Below are 16,916 nucleotides of genomic sequence, written 5' to 3' on the forward strand. Positions count from 1 at the left end.
CTAGCAAAGAATGCCGCATCTGCACAACCGCAAAAACGGCCGCTGGCCGTGCTATGTTGCTGTGGATAGGGACGTCGGGCATTGCCTTGCCGTTTTTCGCCGCTATGGTCCCGCAACTTTTGTGAAAACGCAGGAATTCTCATGGCCGCTGACCTCCGCTCGCTCGCCGCTGTCATCTCCTCCGAAATCAACGCCCGGCCGGACCAGGCCAAGGCGGCGATCGAGCTGCTGGACGAGGGGGCGACCGTGCCCTTCATCGCCCGCTACCGCAAGGAAGTAACGGGCGGGCTGGACGATACGCAGCTGCGCAACCTTGCGGAGCGACTGGTCTACCTGCGCGAACTGGAAGCGCGGCGCGATACGATCGTCGAGTCCATCAACGGCCAGGGAAAGATGACCGACGAACTGCTTGGCAAGATCGCCGGTGCCGCCACCAAGGCCGAGCTTGAAGATCTCTATCTCCCCTACAAGCCGAAGCGTCGCACCCGCGCCGAGATCGCCCGCGAGCGTGGCCTCGGGCCTCTGGCGGAGGCGATCCTGGCTGATCGCTCGAAGGAGCCTGCGACGCTGGCGGAGGGCTACATCACCGCCGATGTGCCGGATGTGAAGACGGCACTCGAAGGCGCGCGCGACATCGTCGCCGAAGGCATCGCCGAAAATGCCGATCTGCTTGGCAAGTTGCGCGCCCATATGCGCAGCGCTGCCCTGCTGAAGGCCAAGGTGGTCGATGGCAAACAGGCCGCTGGCGAGAAGTTCTCCGACTACTTCGACCATTCCGAGCGCTGGGCGACCGCCCCCGGTCACCGCGCGCTAGCCATGCTTCGCGGCTGGAACGAAGAAGTGCTGACGCTGACCATCGAGGCCGATGCCGAGACCGTCTCTCCCAACAAGCCGGTCGAGCGCATGATCGCCGCCGCCTACGAGATCGGCGCGAGCCGTCCCGGCGACCGCTGGCTGATGGACGTCGCAAGCTGGACCTGGCGCGTCAAGCTCTCCATGTCGCTGTCGCTCGACCTGATGCGCGAACTTCGCGAACGTGCCGAGGAAGAGGCGATCCACGTCTTCGCCCGCAACCTCAAGGATCTGCTGCTGGCAGCGCCAGCCGGTTCGCGCCCGACCATGGGCCTTGATCCGGGCATCCGCACCGGTGTCAAAGTCGCCGTCACCGACGCCACCGGTAAGGTCGTGGCGACCTCGACCGTCTATCCCTTCCAGCCGCGGAACGACGTGCGCGGTGCGCAGCTCGAACTGGCATCGCTGATCCGCAAGCACAATGTCGAACTGATTTCGATCGGCAACGGCACCGGCAGCCGCGAGACGGAAAAGCTGGTGGCAGACATGCTGGCCGATCTGCCGGCGCCGAAGCCGACCAAGGTGATCGTCTCTGAAGCTGGCGCGTCGGTTTATTCCGCCTCGGAGACCGCCGCCCTCGAGTTCCCCAACCTCGACGTCTCGCTGCGCGGCGCCGTTTCCATCGCCCGCCGCCTGCAGGATCCGCTGGCCGAACTCGTCAAGATCGAGCCGAAGTCGATCGGCGTCGGGCAGTACCAGCACGATGTCGATCAGCAGAAGCTGTCGCGCTCGCTCGATGCCGTCGTCGAAGACGCGGTGAATGCCGTCGGCGTCGATCTTAACACCGCTTCCGCGCAGCTGCTCTCCCGTGTCTCCGGCCTGGGCGCCTCGATTGCCGACGCGATCGTCAAGCATCGAGACAGCGAAGGTCGCTTCGAGACCCGCCGTGACCTGTTGAAGGTCGCCCGCCTCGGCCAGCGTACCTTCGAGCAATGCGCCGGCTTCCTGCGCATTCGCGATGGCAAGGAGCCGCTCGATGCCTCCTCAGTCCACCCAGAAGCCTATGGCGTCGCCAAGAAGATCGTCTCCGCCTGCGGCCGCGACCTGCGTTCGCTGATGGGCGACACCGCCGTGCTGAAGGCCGTCGATCCGCGTCAGTTCATCGATGAGAAATTCGGCCTGCCGACGGTGAAGGACATCCTGGCCGAGTTGGAAAAGCCCGGCCGCGACCCGCGCCCGAGCTTCAAGACAGCAACCTTCGCCGAAGGCGTTCATGAGATCTCGGACCTCACGCCGGGCATGATGCTGGAAGGCACCGTGACCAATGTCGCGGCCTTCGGGGCTTTCGTCGACATTGGCGTCCATCAGGACGGTTTGGTGCACGTTTCGCAGCTCGCCGATCGCTTCGTCAAAGATCCTCACGAAGTTGTGAAAGCTGGCGACGTCGTAAAAGTTCGCGTCGTCGAGGTCGATGCCAAGCGTAAGCGCATCGGCCTGTCGATGAGAAAGGACGATGGTTCGCAGACCTCCGCTCCGCGTGGCGAGCCACGTGGAAATCAGCCGGTTCGCGGCCAGAATGACCGGCGGTCGGCTTCGCCAAAGCAGGAAAGCCAAGGTGCGTTTGGAGCTGCACTGGCTGAGGCCATGAAGCGAAAATAAGCGCTTAGCAACCAAATTTGCAAAAATGTCACACTTCGGCGACCATGTTGCCGAGGTGCGAATTACGGCGCTTGTAAGGCGGATGAGAGATACTAAGTTGATCGGATCATCCTGTCACATTGCGAGGCCTTACTTATGGCGTCGGCTTTCTTATCGATTGTCCAAAAAATCATCCGTAAGGGTAATCTGAGACTCACTCTCGCCAATGGCGAGACGCATGCGGTCGGTGATGGCACAGGCGAACTCGTTGTCGCCCGCGTTGCCGATGAAGAGGCGGAACAGCTGATCCGCCGCGATCCCACCCTAAAGCTAGGCGAAATGTACATGGAAGGCCGGTTCATTCTCGAACAGGGCAACATCTACGATTTCCTGGCGATGGTGAAGAAGAACACCACCAACGAGATCTTCGATATCCCGATGGCGGCTCTCCTGATCGGACGCATCGCCCTGCAGCAGCTGAAGAGCCGCATGCCGATCAACCGCAACAGGCGAAACGTTGCCCACCACTACGACCTGTCCGAAAAGCTCTTTGAACTCTTCCTGGACGAGGATTGGCAATACTCCTGCGCCTACTACAACCCACCCGGCATCAGCCTGGAGGAGGCGCAGGTCGCCAAGAAGCGGCACATTGCCGCGAAGCTTCTGCTCGAACCGAACCAGCGTGTCCTGGAGATCGGCTCCGGCTGGGGCGGCATGGGCATGTACCTGGTGGAATCCACGCCGGGACTGGAGCTCACCGGCATCACGCTCAGCAAGGAGCAGCTGAAGATCTCGCGGGAGCGAGCTCAGAAGCGTGGTCTTGGCGATCGCGCGCGCTTCGAACTGCAGGACTACCGCACGATGACGGGCAGGAAATTTGACCGCATCGTATCGGTCGGCATGTTCGAGCATGTCGGCATCGGCAATTTCGGCAAGTTCTTCAAGAAAGTGCATGAATTCCTAGACGATGACGGCGTCATGGTGTTGCACTCGATCGCACGTCCGAAGCCAAGCTTTGCGACCAATGCCTTCATCGAGAAGTACATTTTCCCGCAGGGCTATATCCCATCGATCGGTGAGACCATACCTTTTATCGAAAAGGCGGGACTGCTCGTCCGCGATGTCGAAGTTCTGCCGCTGCACTATGCCTACACACTGCGTCACTGGCGTGAACGCTTCGTGGCGCGCAGGGCCGAGGCGGTTGCGCTTTATGACGAGCAGTTCTTCCGCATGTGGGAATTCTACCTTGCGGGGTCGGAAATGGGCTTCCGCTGGGACGAACTTTTCATCATGCAGATCCAGATTTCCAAGAACCAGTATTCCACCCCCGATAACCGCGACTACATTGCCGAGAACGAGGCGAAGCTGAAAGAGTTCGAGGCGACGCGCACGCCGCTCGAAAAAGTCATTCTCTGATCCAGATCAAAAGGCGCGGCAAAGGCCGCGCCGTCTTTAAATTCGGAGCTTGATGACAATGGCAAGCACCCTTCCGGAAATCCATCTCGTGCGTCACGGCGAAACCGAGTGGAGTTTGTCTGGGCGGCACACCGGTCGCAGTGACATTCCGCTCACGGCAAAAGGCGAGGCCGCAGCACGTGACGTCGGTTCGCGCCTTGCGGGTAGAGGTTTTGCGGCCGTGTGGTCGAGCCCGTCGCAGCGCGCGCGCGACACCTGCGAACTCTCGGGCTTTGGCGCCGGCGCGATCGTCAAGGATGACTTGGCGGAATGGGACTACGGCGCCTACGAGGGTATCACCACCAAGGAAATCCACGCGAGCCGACCCGGTTGGCAGCTGTTTCGCGACGGCTGCCCCAAGGGCGAGGCGGCGGGCGATGTCGGCGGGCGAGCAGATCGGATCATATCGGAGTTGCGGCTGGCCAATGCCCCGATCCTGATCTTTTCCAGCTCGCACTTCCTGCGCGTCCTTGGCGCGCGCTGGCTCGGATTGCCGCCGACCGATGGCGCGCGCTTCATCCTCGACACGGCAAGCATCAGCGTTCTCGGCTACGAGCACGACCTGACGGAGCCGGTGATCAGGCGGTGGAACCAGCGCTGAAAGGTCGCCCCGGCGGCCGTGAATTGACCTTGACCCGCGCCTCGACGGCTCGCTAGATGGCGTCATGCAACAGATCGGCGGAATAAACGGGCGCGTTGCGGATGCGCCTTCGAACAACTGGGTTTACCGGGTCCTGCCTCCCTGGCTCTGGCCCTACGCGCAGCTTGCGCGCTGGGATCGGCCGATCGGCTGGCAATTGCTGATGTGGCCCTGCTTCTGGTCGGCTGCCATGGCCGCGAATGCGGCGGCTCATATTGGCCAGTTTTCCGGCGGCCAGCTGATTTTCTATCTCGTGCTCTATTTCATCGGCTCTGTCGCGATGCGCGGGGCTGGGTGCACATACAACGATCTCGTCGACCACAAGATCGACATGGAAGTGGCGCGCACCCGCTCGCGGCCGCTGCCATCGGGTCGGGTGACACGCACGCAGGCCAAGGCGTTCATCGTCCTGCAGGCGCTGGTCGGGCTGCTGGTCGTGCTGCAGCTGAACTGGTTTGCCGTCATTCTCGGCGTCCTCTCGCTCGCTATCGTGGCGCTTTATCCTTTTGCCAAGCGCTTTACAGACTGGCCACAGTTCTTCCTTGGCCTTGCCTTTTCCTGGGGTGCTTTGATGGGCTGGGCGGCAATCTTCGGCGACCTTTCACTGGCGCCAATCCTCCTCTACGTCGCCTCGGTGGTCTGGACGATCGGTTACGACACGATCTATGCCCACCAGGACAAAGAGGACGACGAGCTGATCGGTGTCCGCTCGACCGCGCGGCTGTTCGGCGACAAGACGAAACAGTGGCTGGTCGGCCTCTATGGCCTGACGCTCGTGCTTGCCTTCTGCGCCTTCCTGTCCGCAGGCGTCGGCCCGTTCGGCTATCTCGGCCTGCTCATCGCGGCCGGCATGTTCGCCTGGCAGATCGTGACGCTCAATATCGACGATGCCGACCAGTGCCTTGCGCTGTTCAAGTCGAACAATCGCGTCGGCCTGATCATCTTTCTCGGCCTCTTCCTGTCGCTTCTCTTCGTCCTGCCCTGAGGCGGAAACGAAAATGCCCGGCACAATGGCCGGGCATTGATGGTCTGAAATGACGCACCGCTTAGTTGCGGGCGATGATTTCCTTGCCTTCGATCTTCATGGCGACGCCGAGCTTGCCCGTCGTTCGGCGCACGAGGAAGCGCGGACGCCGGTTTGCGAAGTAGGAATGCCGGCGGCGCGGCTTCAATGCGCTAGTGCGCAGGTCGCCAAGATGCTCTTCCAGCGGGCGGGCAACGCCGTCGGCCTCGACCATCAGCATCGGAATGCGGAAGGCCTCGGACCAGCTTCGCCAGTCGGCTGCGATATCTGCGAGGTCGTGGGCGACCAGCAGCGGTATGCAGAGCTCGGGGTCCTCGTGGTGAAGCTCCAGCGTAACAGTGACCTCGCCGTTGCCATGGTCGATGGCCCGGGCCGCAACGCCCTTGAAGGCGCGCTTGGGCAGCGCGATCGAAAGCGGCAGGCCGCTGGAGGAGAGAACCTTGCGCAGGATGGCGCCACGTTCGTCGATCGTTATGTTCACGTCACTTGAGGAGTCATGGATGGCGTAGCTGACCTGCTGGGGAAAGCGAGACGGATCGAGACGCAGCGTCGTTCCAGCCCATACGGGCTTCATAACGGTGTTGTTCATGTTCATTCTACCCTTGTCTTACCTGAGAGCCGATTTGCGGTCTTCTCCTCGGGGCTTTTCGCCCTCTATGGCCTGACAATAGGCGCCGCCTGTTCGAGACAGCTTAAAAATCGCGGTTAAGAAAACTTTGCCTCCCTGGATGGTTATCAAAACCGAAGCCGGCAAGGTTTCCGGAGGGTGAACGCCGGCTGTGCCATATTGCAACGCAGGATGGGTAAGTCTCGGGTAAGCTTTTTATCGCAAAATGGCGCAGAACCAATCTGTCATGCTTGAAGACTTTGCCGGAAAAGGACGCACTATGATCTCGGCTTCGATGGCCTACAATTTGTTGTCCGGGAACATGAAGCAGAGCCTGGATCGCGTCGCCTCCCAGGCGACGGTCAAACGCGACGCCGAGTATTACAAGGACAACATCAACAACGTCAAAGACGTCGACGATTTCCTCGGCGACTATCGGCTCTACAGCTATGCGATGAAGGCCTATGGCCTCGAAGACATGACTTACGCCAAGGCCTTCATGAAAAAGGTGCTGGAAAGCGATCTGACGGACGCCAATAGCTTCGCCAACAAGCTTTCCGATTCGCGCTACAAGGAATTCGCTGCTGCGTTCAATTTCCACACGCCCGCGGCGGATGCCCAGAGCGACGCGCAGGAAGACGACCTGATCGGTCTCTACACGCAATCCTTCGCGGACGAAGGCAAGAATGCCGCGGCCGAAACGAAATACTACAGCAACGCGATAGACGCGGTTCAGAACGTTTCCGATCTCGTCGGCGACAGCCGCGTGCGCACCTATGTTCTCAAGGCCTACGGCATCGATCCCACTTATGTTTCCAAGGATTTCCTGGCGCAGGTTTTGACGAGCGACGTCAACGATCCCAATAGCTTTGTCAATCTCAACGGCAACGACAAGTATAAGGCGCTTGCCGCACAATTCAGCTTCAATGCAGATGGCACCGTTAACGGCACGGCGCAGACGGCCACCCAGAAAGACGCCGTCATGGAGCAGTACAATCTGACTGTCCCATCGATCACGACCTCGGCGGCTGCCGACTACAACAAAGCCTACTATCTGTCCAAGATCGGGACCGTCACCAATGTCGACGACATCATCGCCGACAAGCGGCTGACGTCCTATATCAAAACGGCCTTCAGCATGGGCGACGATTTCAGCAACGCGGCACTCCGGTTGGTTCTTACCGATGCGAGCTATGCAAGCTTGCTGGATTTGAGCAACGTCAATCAGAGCTTCAATTTCAACGCGGACGGTACCATCAATTCCGCTGCGGCGTCCTATGCGGCACAGACGTCGGATCAGATGAAAGCGATGTCCGACCAGGCCGCAAACACCACGGGCTATTATCAATCAAAGATCGTCAGCATCACCAATGTCGATGACCTGATCGCTGATACCAAGCTGACCCAGTACATCAGGGATGCCTATTCGCTTCCCCAGAGCGTCAGCGATGCCGACCTTCGCAGCGTCTTGACGGATGCGAGCTACGCCAGCTTGCTGGGTTACGACGACGTCCACTCGGCCTTCAACTTCCAGGCCGACGGCAGCGTTGCCACTGGCGCCGGGGCGCAAACAATCGCGCAGGCACGGGCCACGAGTTCGCAGGTCCGCGCCAATCTCGATTACTTCCAGACTGTGATCCCGACGATCTCCAATGTCGATGACCTGATCGCTGACGGGCAAATGATGAACACTCTGCGGTCGGCCTATGGCGTCCCCACGAGCGTCAGCGACGCAGACATCAAAAGCATCCTGACTGATGCCAGCTTCGCCGCTAGCCAGGGGCTCAGCGCGCTCAATGCCGCGTTCAGCTTCGCGGCCGATGGTTCGGCCGCCGCTGCATCCGGCCCGCAATCGAGTGCTCAGTTGATGGATACGACGACGTTCTACGGCGTGCGATATGCGGACGCGCAGAACGAGGCGATCGACGAGGCCGTGGCAAACTACAAGACGCGAATGGCCGACGATAAGATCAAGAAGGTTGACGACCTGCTGCGCTCGAACGCCGCCGCAGACTTTGACAAGAAGAACGACGACCTACCTGAACTTTACGATATGGCGCTTCGCGCCTATGGACTGACGGAACAGGACGTGTCTCGTTCCATGTTCCGCAAGCTGCTGAAGAGTGACCCCTACGATCCCGACGGCTACGTCGCCTCGTTAAAAGACGAGCGGATCACCAATCTGGTCCGCGCCTTCAATTTTGGAGCTGACGGCAAGATATCCGCGGAGATACAGCCGCTGCCGTCCGCCGTGATGGCGAAATATGCGACGAACTATAAGTCGCGCATGCTGATGGGCATGAGCGACGGCCCGCTTAGGGACAAGGCTTCCAAGGATGCGACGAAAGCGGTCGATGCATTCGCCAAAGGCATGGCGGAGGTGAAGTCTCTCGACGACTTCCTGTCAAACGACAAGCTGACCAGCCTGGTCTTGACGGCAAACGGCCTCGACCCGAAGAAATACGACGAGGAGACGCTGCGCAAGATCTTTACCTCCGATCCGTCCGATCCCAAGAGCTACCTCAACACGAAGGCTGAGTTGAAGTTCAAGGAGATTGTCTCGGACTTCAACTTCGATACCGACGGTAACCTGACGCGGGCCAAGATCGGGACAGTCCAGAATGTTGGCGCCGAAGACCGGACGGAGCAAAAGTACGTTCAGCAGACGCTGGAATCGCAGGAAGGTGAAACGAACGACGGCGTACGCCTCGCGCTGTATTTCGCGCGCAGCGCACCCGACATCACATCGCTCTACACGATTCTAGGCGACAAGGCGTTGTTCCAGGTGATTACAACCACCTTCAGCCTGCCGACCAGTGTCTCGAACATGGATGTCGAAAAACAGGTTTCCATGCTTGGGAAGTTCGTCAATCTCGAGGATCTCCAGGATTCCAAGAAGGTCGACAAGCTCATGAAGCGCTTTACGGCAATGTATGATCTGCAGAACAACTCTGGCACATCCCCGGCGCTCACCATCCTGACCAATGGCGGCACGACCAGCACCAGCCTTCTTTAAATCGTCGCCCCTTAGTCGACGTTGACGACCTTGCCGGGGTTCATGATGCCGGCCGGGTCGAAGGCGTGCTTGATCCTGCGCATCAGCTCCATTTCAATCGGCGGGCGGATCGAGGCCAGTTCGTCGCGCTTCAGCTGACCGATCCCGTGCTCGGCGGAAATCGATCCTCCGTGCGCCAGCACGAAGCCATGGACGATGTGGTTCAGTTCACGCCAACGCGCCAGGAAGGCCTGTTTGTCGGCGCCAACAGGCTGGGAAATGTTGTAATGAATATTGCCGTCGCCCATATGGCCGAAGGCGCAGATGCGAGCGCCGGGCATGGCCGCCATGACTGCATCGCTGGCCTCGTGCATGAAGACCGGGATTGCCGAAACCGGCACGGAAACGTCGTGCTTGATCGATCCGCCTTCTGGTTTTTGCGCGTCCGACATGCTCTCGCGCATGTGCCAGAGCGCCTGCTGTTGCGCGACCGAAGTGGCGATTGTTGCGTCTTGAACCAACCCCGCCTCGAAGCCCTGCTCAAGCAGCGCCGTCATCATGCGCTCGGCGGTTTCGGCTGAATCGGACGTGGAAATATCGACAAGGACATACCAGGGATGCGCCGATTCCAGTGGATCGCGTACCCCCTCGATGTTGCGTGCGGTAATCTCGACGCCGAAGCGCGGCATCAGTTCGAAGCCGGTAAGCGAGGTGCCGCAAAGGCTGGACGCAAGGTTGAAAAAGGCAAGGGCATCCTCGACCGAGTTAAGGCCGGCAAAAGCGACCTGCTTTCCGAGAGGCTGCGGAAAGAGCTTGAGCACGGCGCCGGTGATGATGCCGAGCGTGCCTTCCGCGCCGATGAAGAGGTCGCGAAGGTCGTAGCCGGTGTTATCCTTCTTCAGGCGGCGCAGGCCGTTCCAGATTTCGCCGGTCGGCAGCACGACCTCGAGGCCGAGGCAGAGCTGGCGCATGTTCCCATAGGCAAGCACCGCCGTGCCACCGGCATTCGTCGACAGATTGCCACCGATGCGGCACGAACCTTCGGAGCCAAGCGAGAGGGGAAACAGCCTACCGTATGCCTCTGCCGCCTTCTGCACGTCCGCGAGGATCGCCCCGCCATCGGCGACGAGGACATTGGCGACGGGATCGACATCACGAACCTTGTTCATGCGTTCGAGTGAAATGATGATGTCGGACTTGCCTTCGCGCGGCGTCTGGCCACCGACGAGACCCGTGTTGCCCGTTTGCGGCACGACCGCGGTTCCGGTCTCGGTTGCGAGCTTCAGGATCGACGACACTTCTTCGACCGAACCGGGCTTCAGGAGAAGAGGGGACGAGCCGTGGTAAAGGCCGCGGTTTTCAATCAGATGCGGCGCGAGATCGGCTTCGCTCCTAAGCGCATGCTTCTCACCGACGATGGCGTCGAAACGGTCGAGAAGTTCGGGGGAAACGCTGCTCATCGAAATATGATCCTTCTTGCTTACTCACGTGGCGCGGCTGCGCGGCGGAGCCGATCGTTGATTGCCTCGCCGAGCCCCTCGTCGGGAATGGCTGCAAAGGCGATCGTCTGCGCGCCGCTGGCGTCGGCTTTCTTCATATAGTCGAAGAGGTTCGCCGCGGCTTCCGCGAGATCGCCGTCCCGGCTGAGATTGAGGACGATCCTGGCGTCGTCGGCACCGGCAACGGCCGTCTTGCCGAAGGCAATCAGCGCCTCGTGGGAATCGACATGCGTTGCGTCCAGCCGGACGGTTGCGCCGGGCGCGTAGTGGGATGCCAGCATCCCCGGCGCCTCGATGGCCGCGGACGCCTTCCTGGCTCGCAGCAGCTTTTGACCGGCCACGCGCTCGATCTCCGAGGCAGGCAGCCCGCCCGGCCGCAAGAGCCTGAGCTTGCCATCCTCGACCTTGACGATCGTGGACTCGACGCCAACGGTGCTTGCACCGGCATCAAGGATCAGTCTGATGCGCTCGCCGAGATCGGCGTCGACATGGGCAGCGCTCGTCGCGCTGATCTTGCCTGACGTGTTGGCGCTGGGCGCGGCGAGCGGCCGCCCAAAGGCGCGGATCAGCTCTCCCGCGAAACCCTTCGGCACGCGGATGCCAACGGTATCAAGCCCTGCGGTCGCCAGCGATTGAATGGCACTCTCTGGCTTCAACGGCAGGACGAGCGTGAGGGGCCCCGGCCAGAATGCTTCCGCCAGCGCGCGTGAAACGGGGTCGAACTCCGCGTGCTTCTCAGCCATGGCAAGGTCGGCCATGTGGCAGATAAGCGGGTTGAAGCGGGGGCGGCCCTTGGTCTCGTAGATGTGGGCAATTGCGACCGGATTGGTCGCATCGGCAGCGAGCCCATAGACGGTCTCCGTCGGGATCGCGATCGGGAAGCCCTCGCCAAGCACTGCGCAACCGGCTTCGATAGCCTGCTGCCTGTCCTTCGTGATGTCGATCGATCGTGCCATGCGCTGTCCGGATTGCTGTCCGGCAGTCCTTATGCCTTCCCGGCGATCGGATCAATATCGAAGCGGGCCGATGATGCCGATCAGAGCTGGCGGATGATCGCGATCAGAGCTGGCGAATGATCTCGCGCAGCTGCTCGTTGCGCGCGCCGAGCAGCAATACGTTCTTGATGGCGATTTGCGGATCGTCGGTGCGGAAAAGCACCCCGTTGCCCCTCACCGAGCGGTCGATCGTCATCTTCTCCGGCGTATGTTCGCCGGGCTTGATCGCCACCGCGAAATACATGCGCGAATACTTCAGATCGATCTTGTGGAAGAAATTGTCGTTGTCGCCGATGTCGGCGTAGAAATTCGCGATGTAGAACGCCCAGCTGACTTCTTCGAAGCGGGCGAATTTCGTCCGCGACGCAGTCACGTGGCAATAGCCTAAATGCGGGCTGTCCTGCAGCGTGCGGTGGAAGAGCAGCTTCGGAAACTGGATCGAACGGTGAAATCCGTTGATATGTCGATGCGTCTTGGCGCCGGCTGTCTCCAGCTTGCGGCCCGTCTTCTCTGCGACTTCGTCATGTGTGAGGTAGCGCCGCTCCTCGGCGAGCCAGTGGGCCCGGGTGCGCGTGATCTTTCCGGTGCGCAGAAATTCAGAATGCGAGGTGACCGGTACCGCGTTGCGGGAATTGCTGTTAGTGGCGTCGAAATAGCGAAGCTTCGCCATGAGAGATATCCACATGGATGATTATGTGGAAAGGATAGGCAATCATGCTTAATGGCAGATTAAATTCGGCCGTCATGCGCGGGTTGGTGGATATTGGCCACCGCCGCCATGTCGCAAATACGATAGCTGTGGCAAGGTTGTGCCGAGAGCCCAAGTGTGAATTGGGTTGCGGCAATGTCGTAATTGGCCTTGCTGGCCGAGAATGAAGCATTTTTAGGCTGGAACCGCGTTCGATTCCGCACTCCTTTGCCGCCTGTCGTCATTTTCGAAGCCGATGTCGCTTTACAACCAAACGCCGCGCGCCAGCGGTGTTTAAATGTCTATCAAGAAAGTCTCCTGACGGAGAGGGAGCGAAGCTTCCGGCGGCTCTCGCCTTCGATCAAGCGGCGGCCCATTATACGAGGATATGCAGATGGATATTCGCAGCAACGTATTGCGGCAACTCAAGACCCGCAGGGAAGGCTTCAGTCTCGAGCGGCCCTTCTATATCGACGAGGATTATTTCAAGCTCGATATGGAGATGATCTATTATCGCGACTGGTTGTTCATGGGCCATGATTGCGAGCTGCCGAAGCCGGGCGCTTATTTCACGGTCCAGATCGGCGACTATCCCGTTGTCATCGTCCGTGGCCGTGACAACGTCATTCGCGCCTTCCACAACAGCTGTCGCCATCGCGGCTCGCGCGTCTGCACCAAGGAGCACGGCTCCTCGGTTCGCCTCGTCTGCCCCTATCATCAGTGGACCTACGACCTCGATGGCAAGCTCGCCTTTGCCCGCCACATGGGCGATGATTTCGACAAGAGCGGTTACGGCCTGAAGCCGGTCCATTGCGAGAGCTTCGGCGGCTACATCTTCATCTGTCTCGCGCAGAATGCACCGGATTTCCAGCCGATCCGCGACATGGTCGCGCCCTATATGCTGCCGCATCGTTTGAGCGAGGCGAAGGTCGCCTTCCAGAGCACGATCATCGAGAAGGGCAACTGGAAGCTCGTCTGGGAAAACAACCGCGAATGCTATCACTGCGCGGCCAACCACCCCGAACTCTGCCGCACCTACCCGGAAGCGCCGAGCGTCACCGGCACGGACGGCGGTGCCGACGATCCCGAGATTGCGGGTCACTGGGCACGCTGCGAGGCGGCTGGCTTGCCGAGCAAGTTCCAGATTTCCCCCGACGGTCAGTTCCGCACCGCCCGCATGCCGTTGATCGAGGACGCAGAGAGCTACACCATGTCCGGCAGGCGCGCCGTCGAGAGGCCTCTTTCGGACGACGTGACGCTTGATCGCATCGGCACGATGCTGCTGTTCCACTACCCGACGACGTGGAACCACATTCTCGGCGACCATGCGATTTCTTTCCGCGTGCTGCCGCTCAGTGCCAATGAAACGGCCGTCACGACGAAGTGGCTCGTGCACAAGGATGCCGTCGAGGGTGTCGACTACGATCTGGCCGAGCTCACGCATGTGTGGACCGAAACCAACGATCAGGACCGTCGCATCGTCGAAGAGAATGCCTTCGGTATTCACTCGCCGGCCTACGAGCCTGGACCTTATTCGATGGCGCATGAAGGCGGCGTCATGCAGTTCCTCGAATGGTACTCGAACTTCATGGTCAACCGCCTGCAGGGCGATCAGGCGAAGCTCTCCGTCGTCGCCTAATCCAAAAGACTCCCTCCCAAGTGACCTCGTCTCTTCGAGACGGGGTCTTTTTTGTGCGCACGTTTCTCAGAAGTCTCGACGCGTGCGCACGACGTCGCTCTGCGGTATCGAGGATGTGACGATAGGATCCGGCGGAAGCTGTGCGGTTGCCGGGCCTTGGGCAGGCATTCCGCGCGGCTCCATCTCGATCTTGGCAAGAATGAGCGGCGGGTCCGGTTCGCGCGCCGGCAAGAGGTTGCCCCGCGCCCACACCTTTGCGAGTTCGGCGCGGCTCATGGGCGCGACGTTGACATCGATATCCGTCAATGTGCCTGGAACGCGGTAAGGGCAGCGGCGCTTGCTGCAGTTCTGTCCCGACGAGAACTGCCACATCAGGTAGTTGTCCCAGTTTCCCATCGGGAACACGCCCTTCACGTCGGGCCTGTATCGCGCATACCAGATCGGTAGCCGCGCCAGCACCGGATAGTCGTTGCGATATGCGGCAATATATCGGGCGGTGTTGTGATTGGTATAGAGAACCGGGTAGCGTCCGGTCCTTGCCCTGATATGGCCTGCAAATATCTGTGCGTCCTCCAGCGACATGAATTTCTGCGGATCGATGCCCTCGAGATCGAGGATCATCATCTCGTCGTCCTTGGGATCGGCGTATTCGAGGAAATGGTTGGCCTGGTCGACCGGGTTGCCGGGACGGGCGAGGTGATAGGAGCCCCAGAGGAGGCCGGCCGCCCGGGCAACCAATCGCCGCGTCTGAAAGAGCTCGCGGCTCACCGCATATTTGCGCCACATGGTCTTGCAATGCGCAACCGTGTCCCCGGCATGATCGCCGGTGCAGGAGAAGCTCTCTGGAAGTCCGTCGGAAGCTTTCGAAATGAAGGCGGCGATGCGCTTGTCCGAAAGCAGGGAATCCCAATCGATCGTATTGAGTTCGTACGCGTCGATGACGAGCGCGTTGTTGGGGTTGTTCCAGGGTAGGGTGTCAGCCGCCACAGCCATAGTCGGAGGTCCCGCGACAAGCGCCGGAACCATCAAGCGAAGCAGAAGATTTCTCCAGGATTGCTTCATGGAATGAGCGTGGTGATAGGCGGTTAATGTCCAGTTAATCCGCGATCGCTTAAAAACAGAAAGTCGCACCGACAGCATGAAAACTGGTCATTGGAACGTTTTCAGTGCCTTGGCGTTCTCGTGCGCGCGTATTCCAACTGGAAATGGAGCTTCCATGACTGGGTTTTTTAAGAAGATAGCGATTGCCGCCGTTTCCTTTGTCACGCTGGCAAGTGGCTATGCGCCCTCGCAGGCGACGCAGATGCCGGCTCTGCCGCAGGTCGAAAAATCTGGTGACGTCCAGAACGTCCAGTATTGCCGTGGCCCGTATTGCCGCCCCGGTTTTCGTCCCGGATACCGGCCGGGCTACTATCCAGGCTATCGCCCTGGCTATTATCCGGGGTACCGCCCGGCTTATCGCCCAGCCTATCGCCCGGGTTGGTACGGTGGCTATCGCGGCTATCCCTACTATCGCAGTGGCTACCGCTACTATGACGGCTACTGGTTCCCGCTGGCCGCCTTCGGCGCTGGTGCGATAATTGGTGGTGCTATTGCATCGCAGCCGACCTATGTGGCTCCTCCGCCGGCTGCTTCGCTCGGCTCGGGTCACGTGGCTTGGTGCCAGGCGCGTTACCGTTCCTATCGGGTCTACGACAATACGTTCCAGCCGTACAACGGCCCGCGCCAGCAGTGCGTTTCGCCGTACTACTGAGTGAAGCAAGCTTTCGGTTTCAGGGCTCGGCAGCAATGCCGGGCCTTTTGCGTTCAGAGGATGCGGACGCGCTTCAGCAGCCACCATGCGAGCACGATGGAGGCGATAATGATCGCCACGGCATATTCCGTGCCGCCGCTTCCTTCGGCAAAAGGTAGATTGGCCGTGTTCATGCCGAAGAAGCCCGTCACCAGGGTTGGCGGCAGCAGGAAGGCCGTCATGATCGACAGAATGTAGAGGTGCCGGTTCGTCTCCGAGGACGCCTTCGAGTCGATTTCTTCATGCAGCAGCCGCGCGCGGTCCTGCAGCGCGTAAATGTCGTGATCGACGGTTTCGAGGCGGCTCGTCAGCCGTCCCGCGACATCATCGAAGCCGAAGGGCATTTCATCGTCATGCGAGGCGGCAGCGCGACGCATCAGGGCCAGCACAGTTCTCAGGTGCCGGTGCAGCCGGACGACCGTACGTCGGACCGGCGCCAGCCGCCGGCGTTCGTCGCGTGGCGAGTTGTCGTAGACGAAATCCTCGATAACGTTGAGCTCCTCGGTCATTTCCATGACGATGGAGATCAGTGTCCGCTGGAACTCGATCACCAGGATCTCGAACAGGTCGACGGGCCGTTCGAATTTTGCCGGGTTCTTCTCCACTAGCGCGCGGGCGCGCTCGATGCTGCGTAGCGGCTGCAGCCGCGTGGTAATGATAAAGCGGTCGGAGATCGCAAAATGCAGCCAACCAAGATCGGCGGTTTCACGATCGAATTCGCGCTGGCAATCAACAAGCGTGCCGTAGAGCAGCTGTTCGTCGACCGTTATCGCGGCATGCGTGTCACGGGTGGTCAAGGCTGCCTTGGCATCGTCGTTCAAGCCAACGATACTGTCGAGCAGGCCGGGCACCCTGGCATCGGCGAGATTGAGATGCAGCCAATAGAAGCCGCCGCCGTCGGTCAACTCGGCCTGCGGCGCGCTGTTTGGGAGACGGATTGCCTTGCCGCCTTCCGGCGGAAAGCGGTAGGCCCACACGAGTCCGTGGATGTTGGCGGGCAAAGTATCCATTGATGCGCCGGTCCTCTTGCGATGGCGGTGAGTGTCCTTAGAGATTCTCTATGACGGTTGTTTGTGCAAGTGCGTAATAATTCAAGACATGTGTAACTCCGTGGCAGCTTGTCGCTGGAAGTTTGAAATTGACGTTTACGTA

Annotated in this window: 13 protein-coding genes; 7 read left to right on the forward strand and 6 right to left on the reverse strand. The window is 60.2% G+C overall.

What is annotated here, in order from left to right; translation table 11 throughout:
• Nucleotides 1-141: 141 nt before the first annotated feature.
• The 4 genes from IB248_RS27490 (at nucleotide 142) to ubiA (ending at nucleotide 5,510) form a co-directional block, all read left to right on the forward strand.
• Nucleotides 142-2,451 carry a Tex family protein gene (locus IB248_RS27490; protein WP_192241942.1) on the forward strand — a complete coding sequence of 770 codons (2,310 nt, stop codon included), beginning with the start codon at nucleotides 142-144 and terminating at the stop codon, nucleotides 2,449-2,451.
• A 135-nt stretch (nucleotides 2,452-2,586) separates the two neighbouring features.
• A complete protein-coding gene (locus IB248_RS27495) occupies nucleotides 2,587-3,846 on the forward strand; it encodes a cyclopropane-fatty-acyl-phospholipid synthase family protein (RefSeq protein ID WP_018859345.1) in 1,260 nt (419 codons plus the stop codon).
• Between the two features lie 58 nt (nucleotides 3,847-3,904).
• Nucleotides 3,905-4,486, forward strand: coding sequence for a histidine phosphatase family protein (locus IB248_RS27500; protein WP_018859346.1), 582 nt, complete (start codon nucleotides 3,905-3,907; stop codon nucleotides 4,484-4,486).
• Between the two features lie 64 nt (nucleotides 4,487-4,550).
• The gene (ubiA, locus tag IB248_RS27505) at nucleotides 4,551-5,510 is read left to right on the forward strand and encodes a 4-hydroxybenzoate octaprenyltransferase (RefSeq protein ID WP_113472038.1); all 960 of its coding nucleotides are present in this window, start codon (nucleotides 4,551-4,553) and stop codon (nucleotides 5,508-5,510) included.
• Between the two features lie 61 nt (nucleotides 5,511-5,571).
• Here the strand turns inward: ubiA and IB248_RS27510 are convergent, their stop codons facing one another.
• Nucleotides 5,572-6,138, reverse strand: a complete 567-nt coding sequence (locus IB248_RS27510; RefSeq protein WP_025661901.1) for a DUF6101 family protein — start codon at nucleotides 6,136-6,138, stop codon at nucleotides 5,572-5,574.
• A gap of 298 nt (nucleotides 6,139-6,436) precedes the next feature.
• On the opposite strand from IB248_RS27510, the gene IB248_RS27515 reads away from it, so the two are divergent.
• Nucleotides 6,437-9,172: a DUF1217 domain-containing protein gene (locus IB248_RS27515; protein WP_192241943.1), complete on the forward strand. Its 2,736-nt coding sequence runs from the start codon at nucleotides 6,437-6,439 to the stop codon at nucleotides 9,170-9,172.
• An 11-nt stretch (nucleotides 9,173-9,183) separates the two neighbouring features.
• On the opposite strand, the gene IB248_RS27520 is transcribed toward IB248_RS27515, so the two are convergent.
• From IB248_RS27520 to IB248_RS27530, 3 genes are all read right to left on the reverse strand, one after another.
• Nucleotides 9,184-10,617, reverse strand: a complete 1,434-nt coding sequence (locus IB248_RS27520) for an FAD-binding oxidoreductase (protein WP_192241950.1) — start codon at nucleotides 10,615-10,617, stop codon at nucleotides 9,184-9,186.
• A gap of 14 nt (nucleotides 10,618-10,631) precedes the next feature.
• The gene (locus IB248_RS27525; protein WP_192241944.1) at nucleotides 10,632-11,606 is read right to left on the reverse strand and encodes an L-threonylcarbamoyladenylate synthase; all 975 of its coding nucleotides are present in this window, start codon (nucleotides 11,604-11,606) and stop codon (nucleotides 10,632-10,634) included.
• 103 nt (nucleotides 11,607-11,709) lie between these two features.
• Nucleotides 11,710-12,315, reverse strand: coding sequence for a DUF6656 family protein (locus IB248_RS27530; protein WP_018859351.1), 606 nt, complete (start codon nucleotides 12,313-12,315; stop codon nucleotides 11,710-11,712).
• 412 nt (nucleotides 12,316-12,727) lie between these two features.
• Here IB248_RS27530 and IB248_RS27535 point away from each other — a divergent pair, with 412 nt between their 5' ends.
• Nucleotides 12,728-13,972, forward strand: coding sequence for an aromatic ring-hydroxylating dioxygenase subunit alpha (locus IB248_RS27535; RefSeq protein ID WP_018859352.1), 1,245 nt, complete (start codon nucleotides 12,728-12,730; stop codon nucleotides 13,970-13,972).
• A gap of 66 nt (nucleotides 13,973-14,038) precedes the next feature.
• On the opposite strand, the gene IB248_RS27540 is transcribed toward IB248_RS27535, so the two are convergent.
• A complete protein-coding gene (locus IB248_RS27540) occupies nucleotides 14,039-14,965 on the reverse strand; it encodes a GH25 family lysozyme (RefSeq protein ID WP_246733740.1) in 927 nt (308 codons plus the stop codon).
• 223 nt (nucleotides 14,966-15,188) lie between these two features.
• Between IB248_RS27540 and IB248_RS27545 the strand changes: the two genes are divergently transcribed.
• Entirely contained in the window at nucleotides 15,189-15,725 is a 537-nt protein-coding gene (locus tag IB248_RS27545; RefSeq protein ID WP_169682717.1) for a BA14K family protein, read from the forward strand.
• A 53-nt stretch (nucleotides 15,726-15,778) separates the two neighbouring features.
• Here IB248_RS27545 and IB248_RS27550 read toward each other — a convergent pair whose 3' ends face one another.
• Nucleotides 15,779-16,774: a transporter gene (locus IB248_RS27550; RefSeq protein ID WP_018859355.1), complete on the reverse strand. Its 996-nt coding sequence runs from the start codon at nucleotides 16,772-16,774 to the stop codon at nucleotides 15,779-15,781.
• Nucleotides 16,775-16,916 lie beyond the last annotated feature (142 nt).

The sequence above is a fragment of the Rhizobium sp. RHZ01 genome (assembly GCF_014851595.1).
Lineage (GTDB): Bacteria > Pseudomonadota > Alphaproteobacteria > Rhizobiales > Rhizobiaceae > Rhizobium > Rhizobium altiplani.

Coding starts and splice junctions, on each gene's coding strand:
- IB248_RS27525 (WP_192241944.1), bottom strand. CDS start 11,606: ATGGCACGATCGATCGACATCACGAAGGACAGGCAGCAGGCTATCGAA.
- IB248_RS27500 (WP_018859346.1), top strand. CDS start 3,905: ATGGCAAGCACCCTTCCGGAAATCCATCTCGTGCGTCACGGCGAAACC.
- IB248_RS27530 (WP_018859351.1), bottom strand. CDS start 12,315: ATGGCGAAGCTTCGCTATTTCGACGCCACTAACAGCAATTCCCGCAAC.
- ubiA (WP_113472038.1), top strand. CDS start 4,551: ATGCAACAGATCGGCGGAATAAACGGGCGCGTTGCGGATGCGCCTTCG.
- IB248_RS27545 (WP_169682717.1), top strand. CDS start 15,189: ATGACTGGGTTTTTTAAGAAGATAGCGATTGCCGCCGTTTCCTTTGTC.
- IB248_RS27535 (WP_018859352.1), top strand. CDS start 12,728: ATGGATATTCGCAGCAACGTATTGCGGCAACTCAAGACCCGCAGGGAA.
- IB248_RS27495 (WP_018859345.1), top strand. CDS start 2,587: ATGGCGTCGGCTTTCTTATCGATTGTCCAAAAAATCATCCGTAAGGGT.
- IB248_RS27510 (WP_025661901.1), bottom strand. CDS start 6,138: ATGAACAACACCGTTATGAAGCCCGTATGGGCTGGAACGACGCTGCGT.
- IB248_RS27490 (WP_192241942.1), top strand. CDS start 142: ATGGCCGCTGACCTCCGCTCGCTCGCCGCTGTCATCTCCTCCGAAATC.
- IB248_RS27540 (WP_246733740.1), bottom strand. CDS start 14,965: ATGGCTGTGGCGGCTGACACCCTACCCTGGAACAACCCCAACAACGCG.
- IB248_RS27515 (WP_192241943.1), top strand. CDS start 6,437: ATGATCTCGGCTTCGATGGCCTACAATTTGTTGTCCGGGAACATGAAG.
- IB248_RS27550 (WP_018859355.1), bottom strand. CDS start 16,774: ATGGATACTTTGCCCGCCAACATCCACGGACTCGTGTGGGCCTACCGC.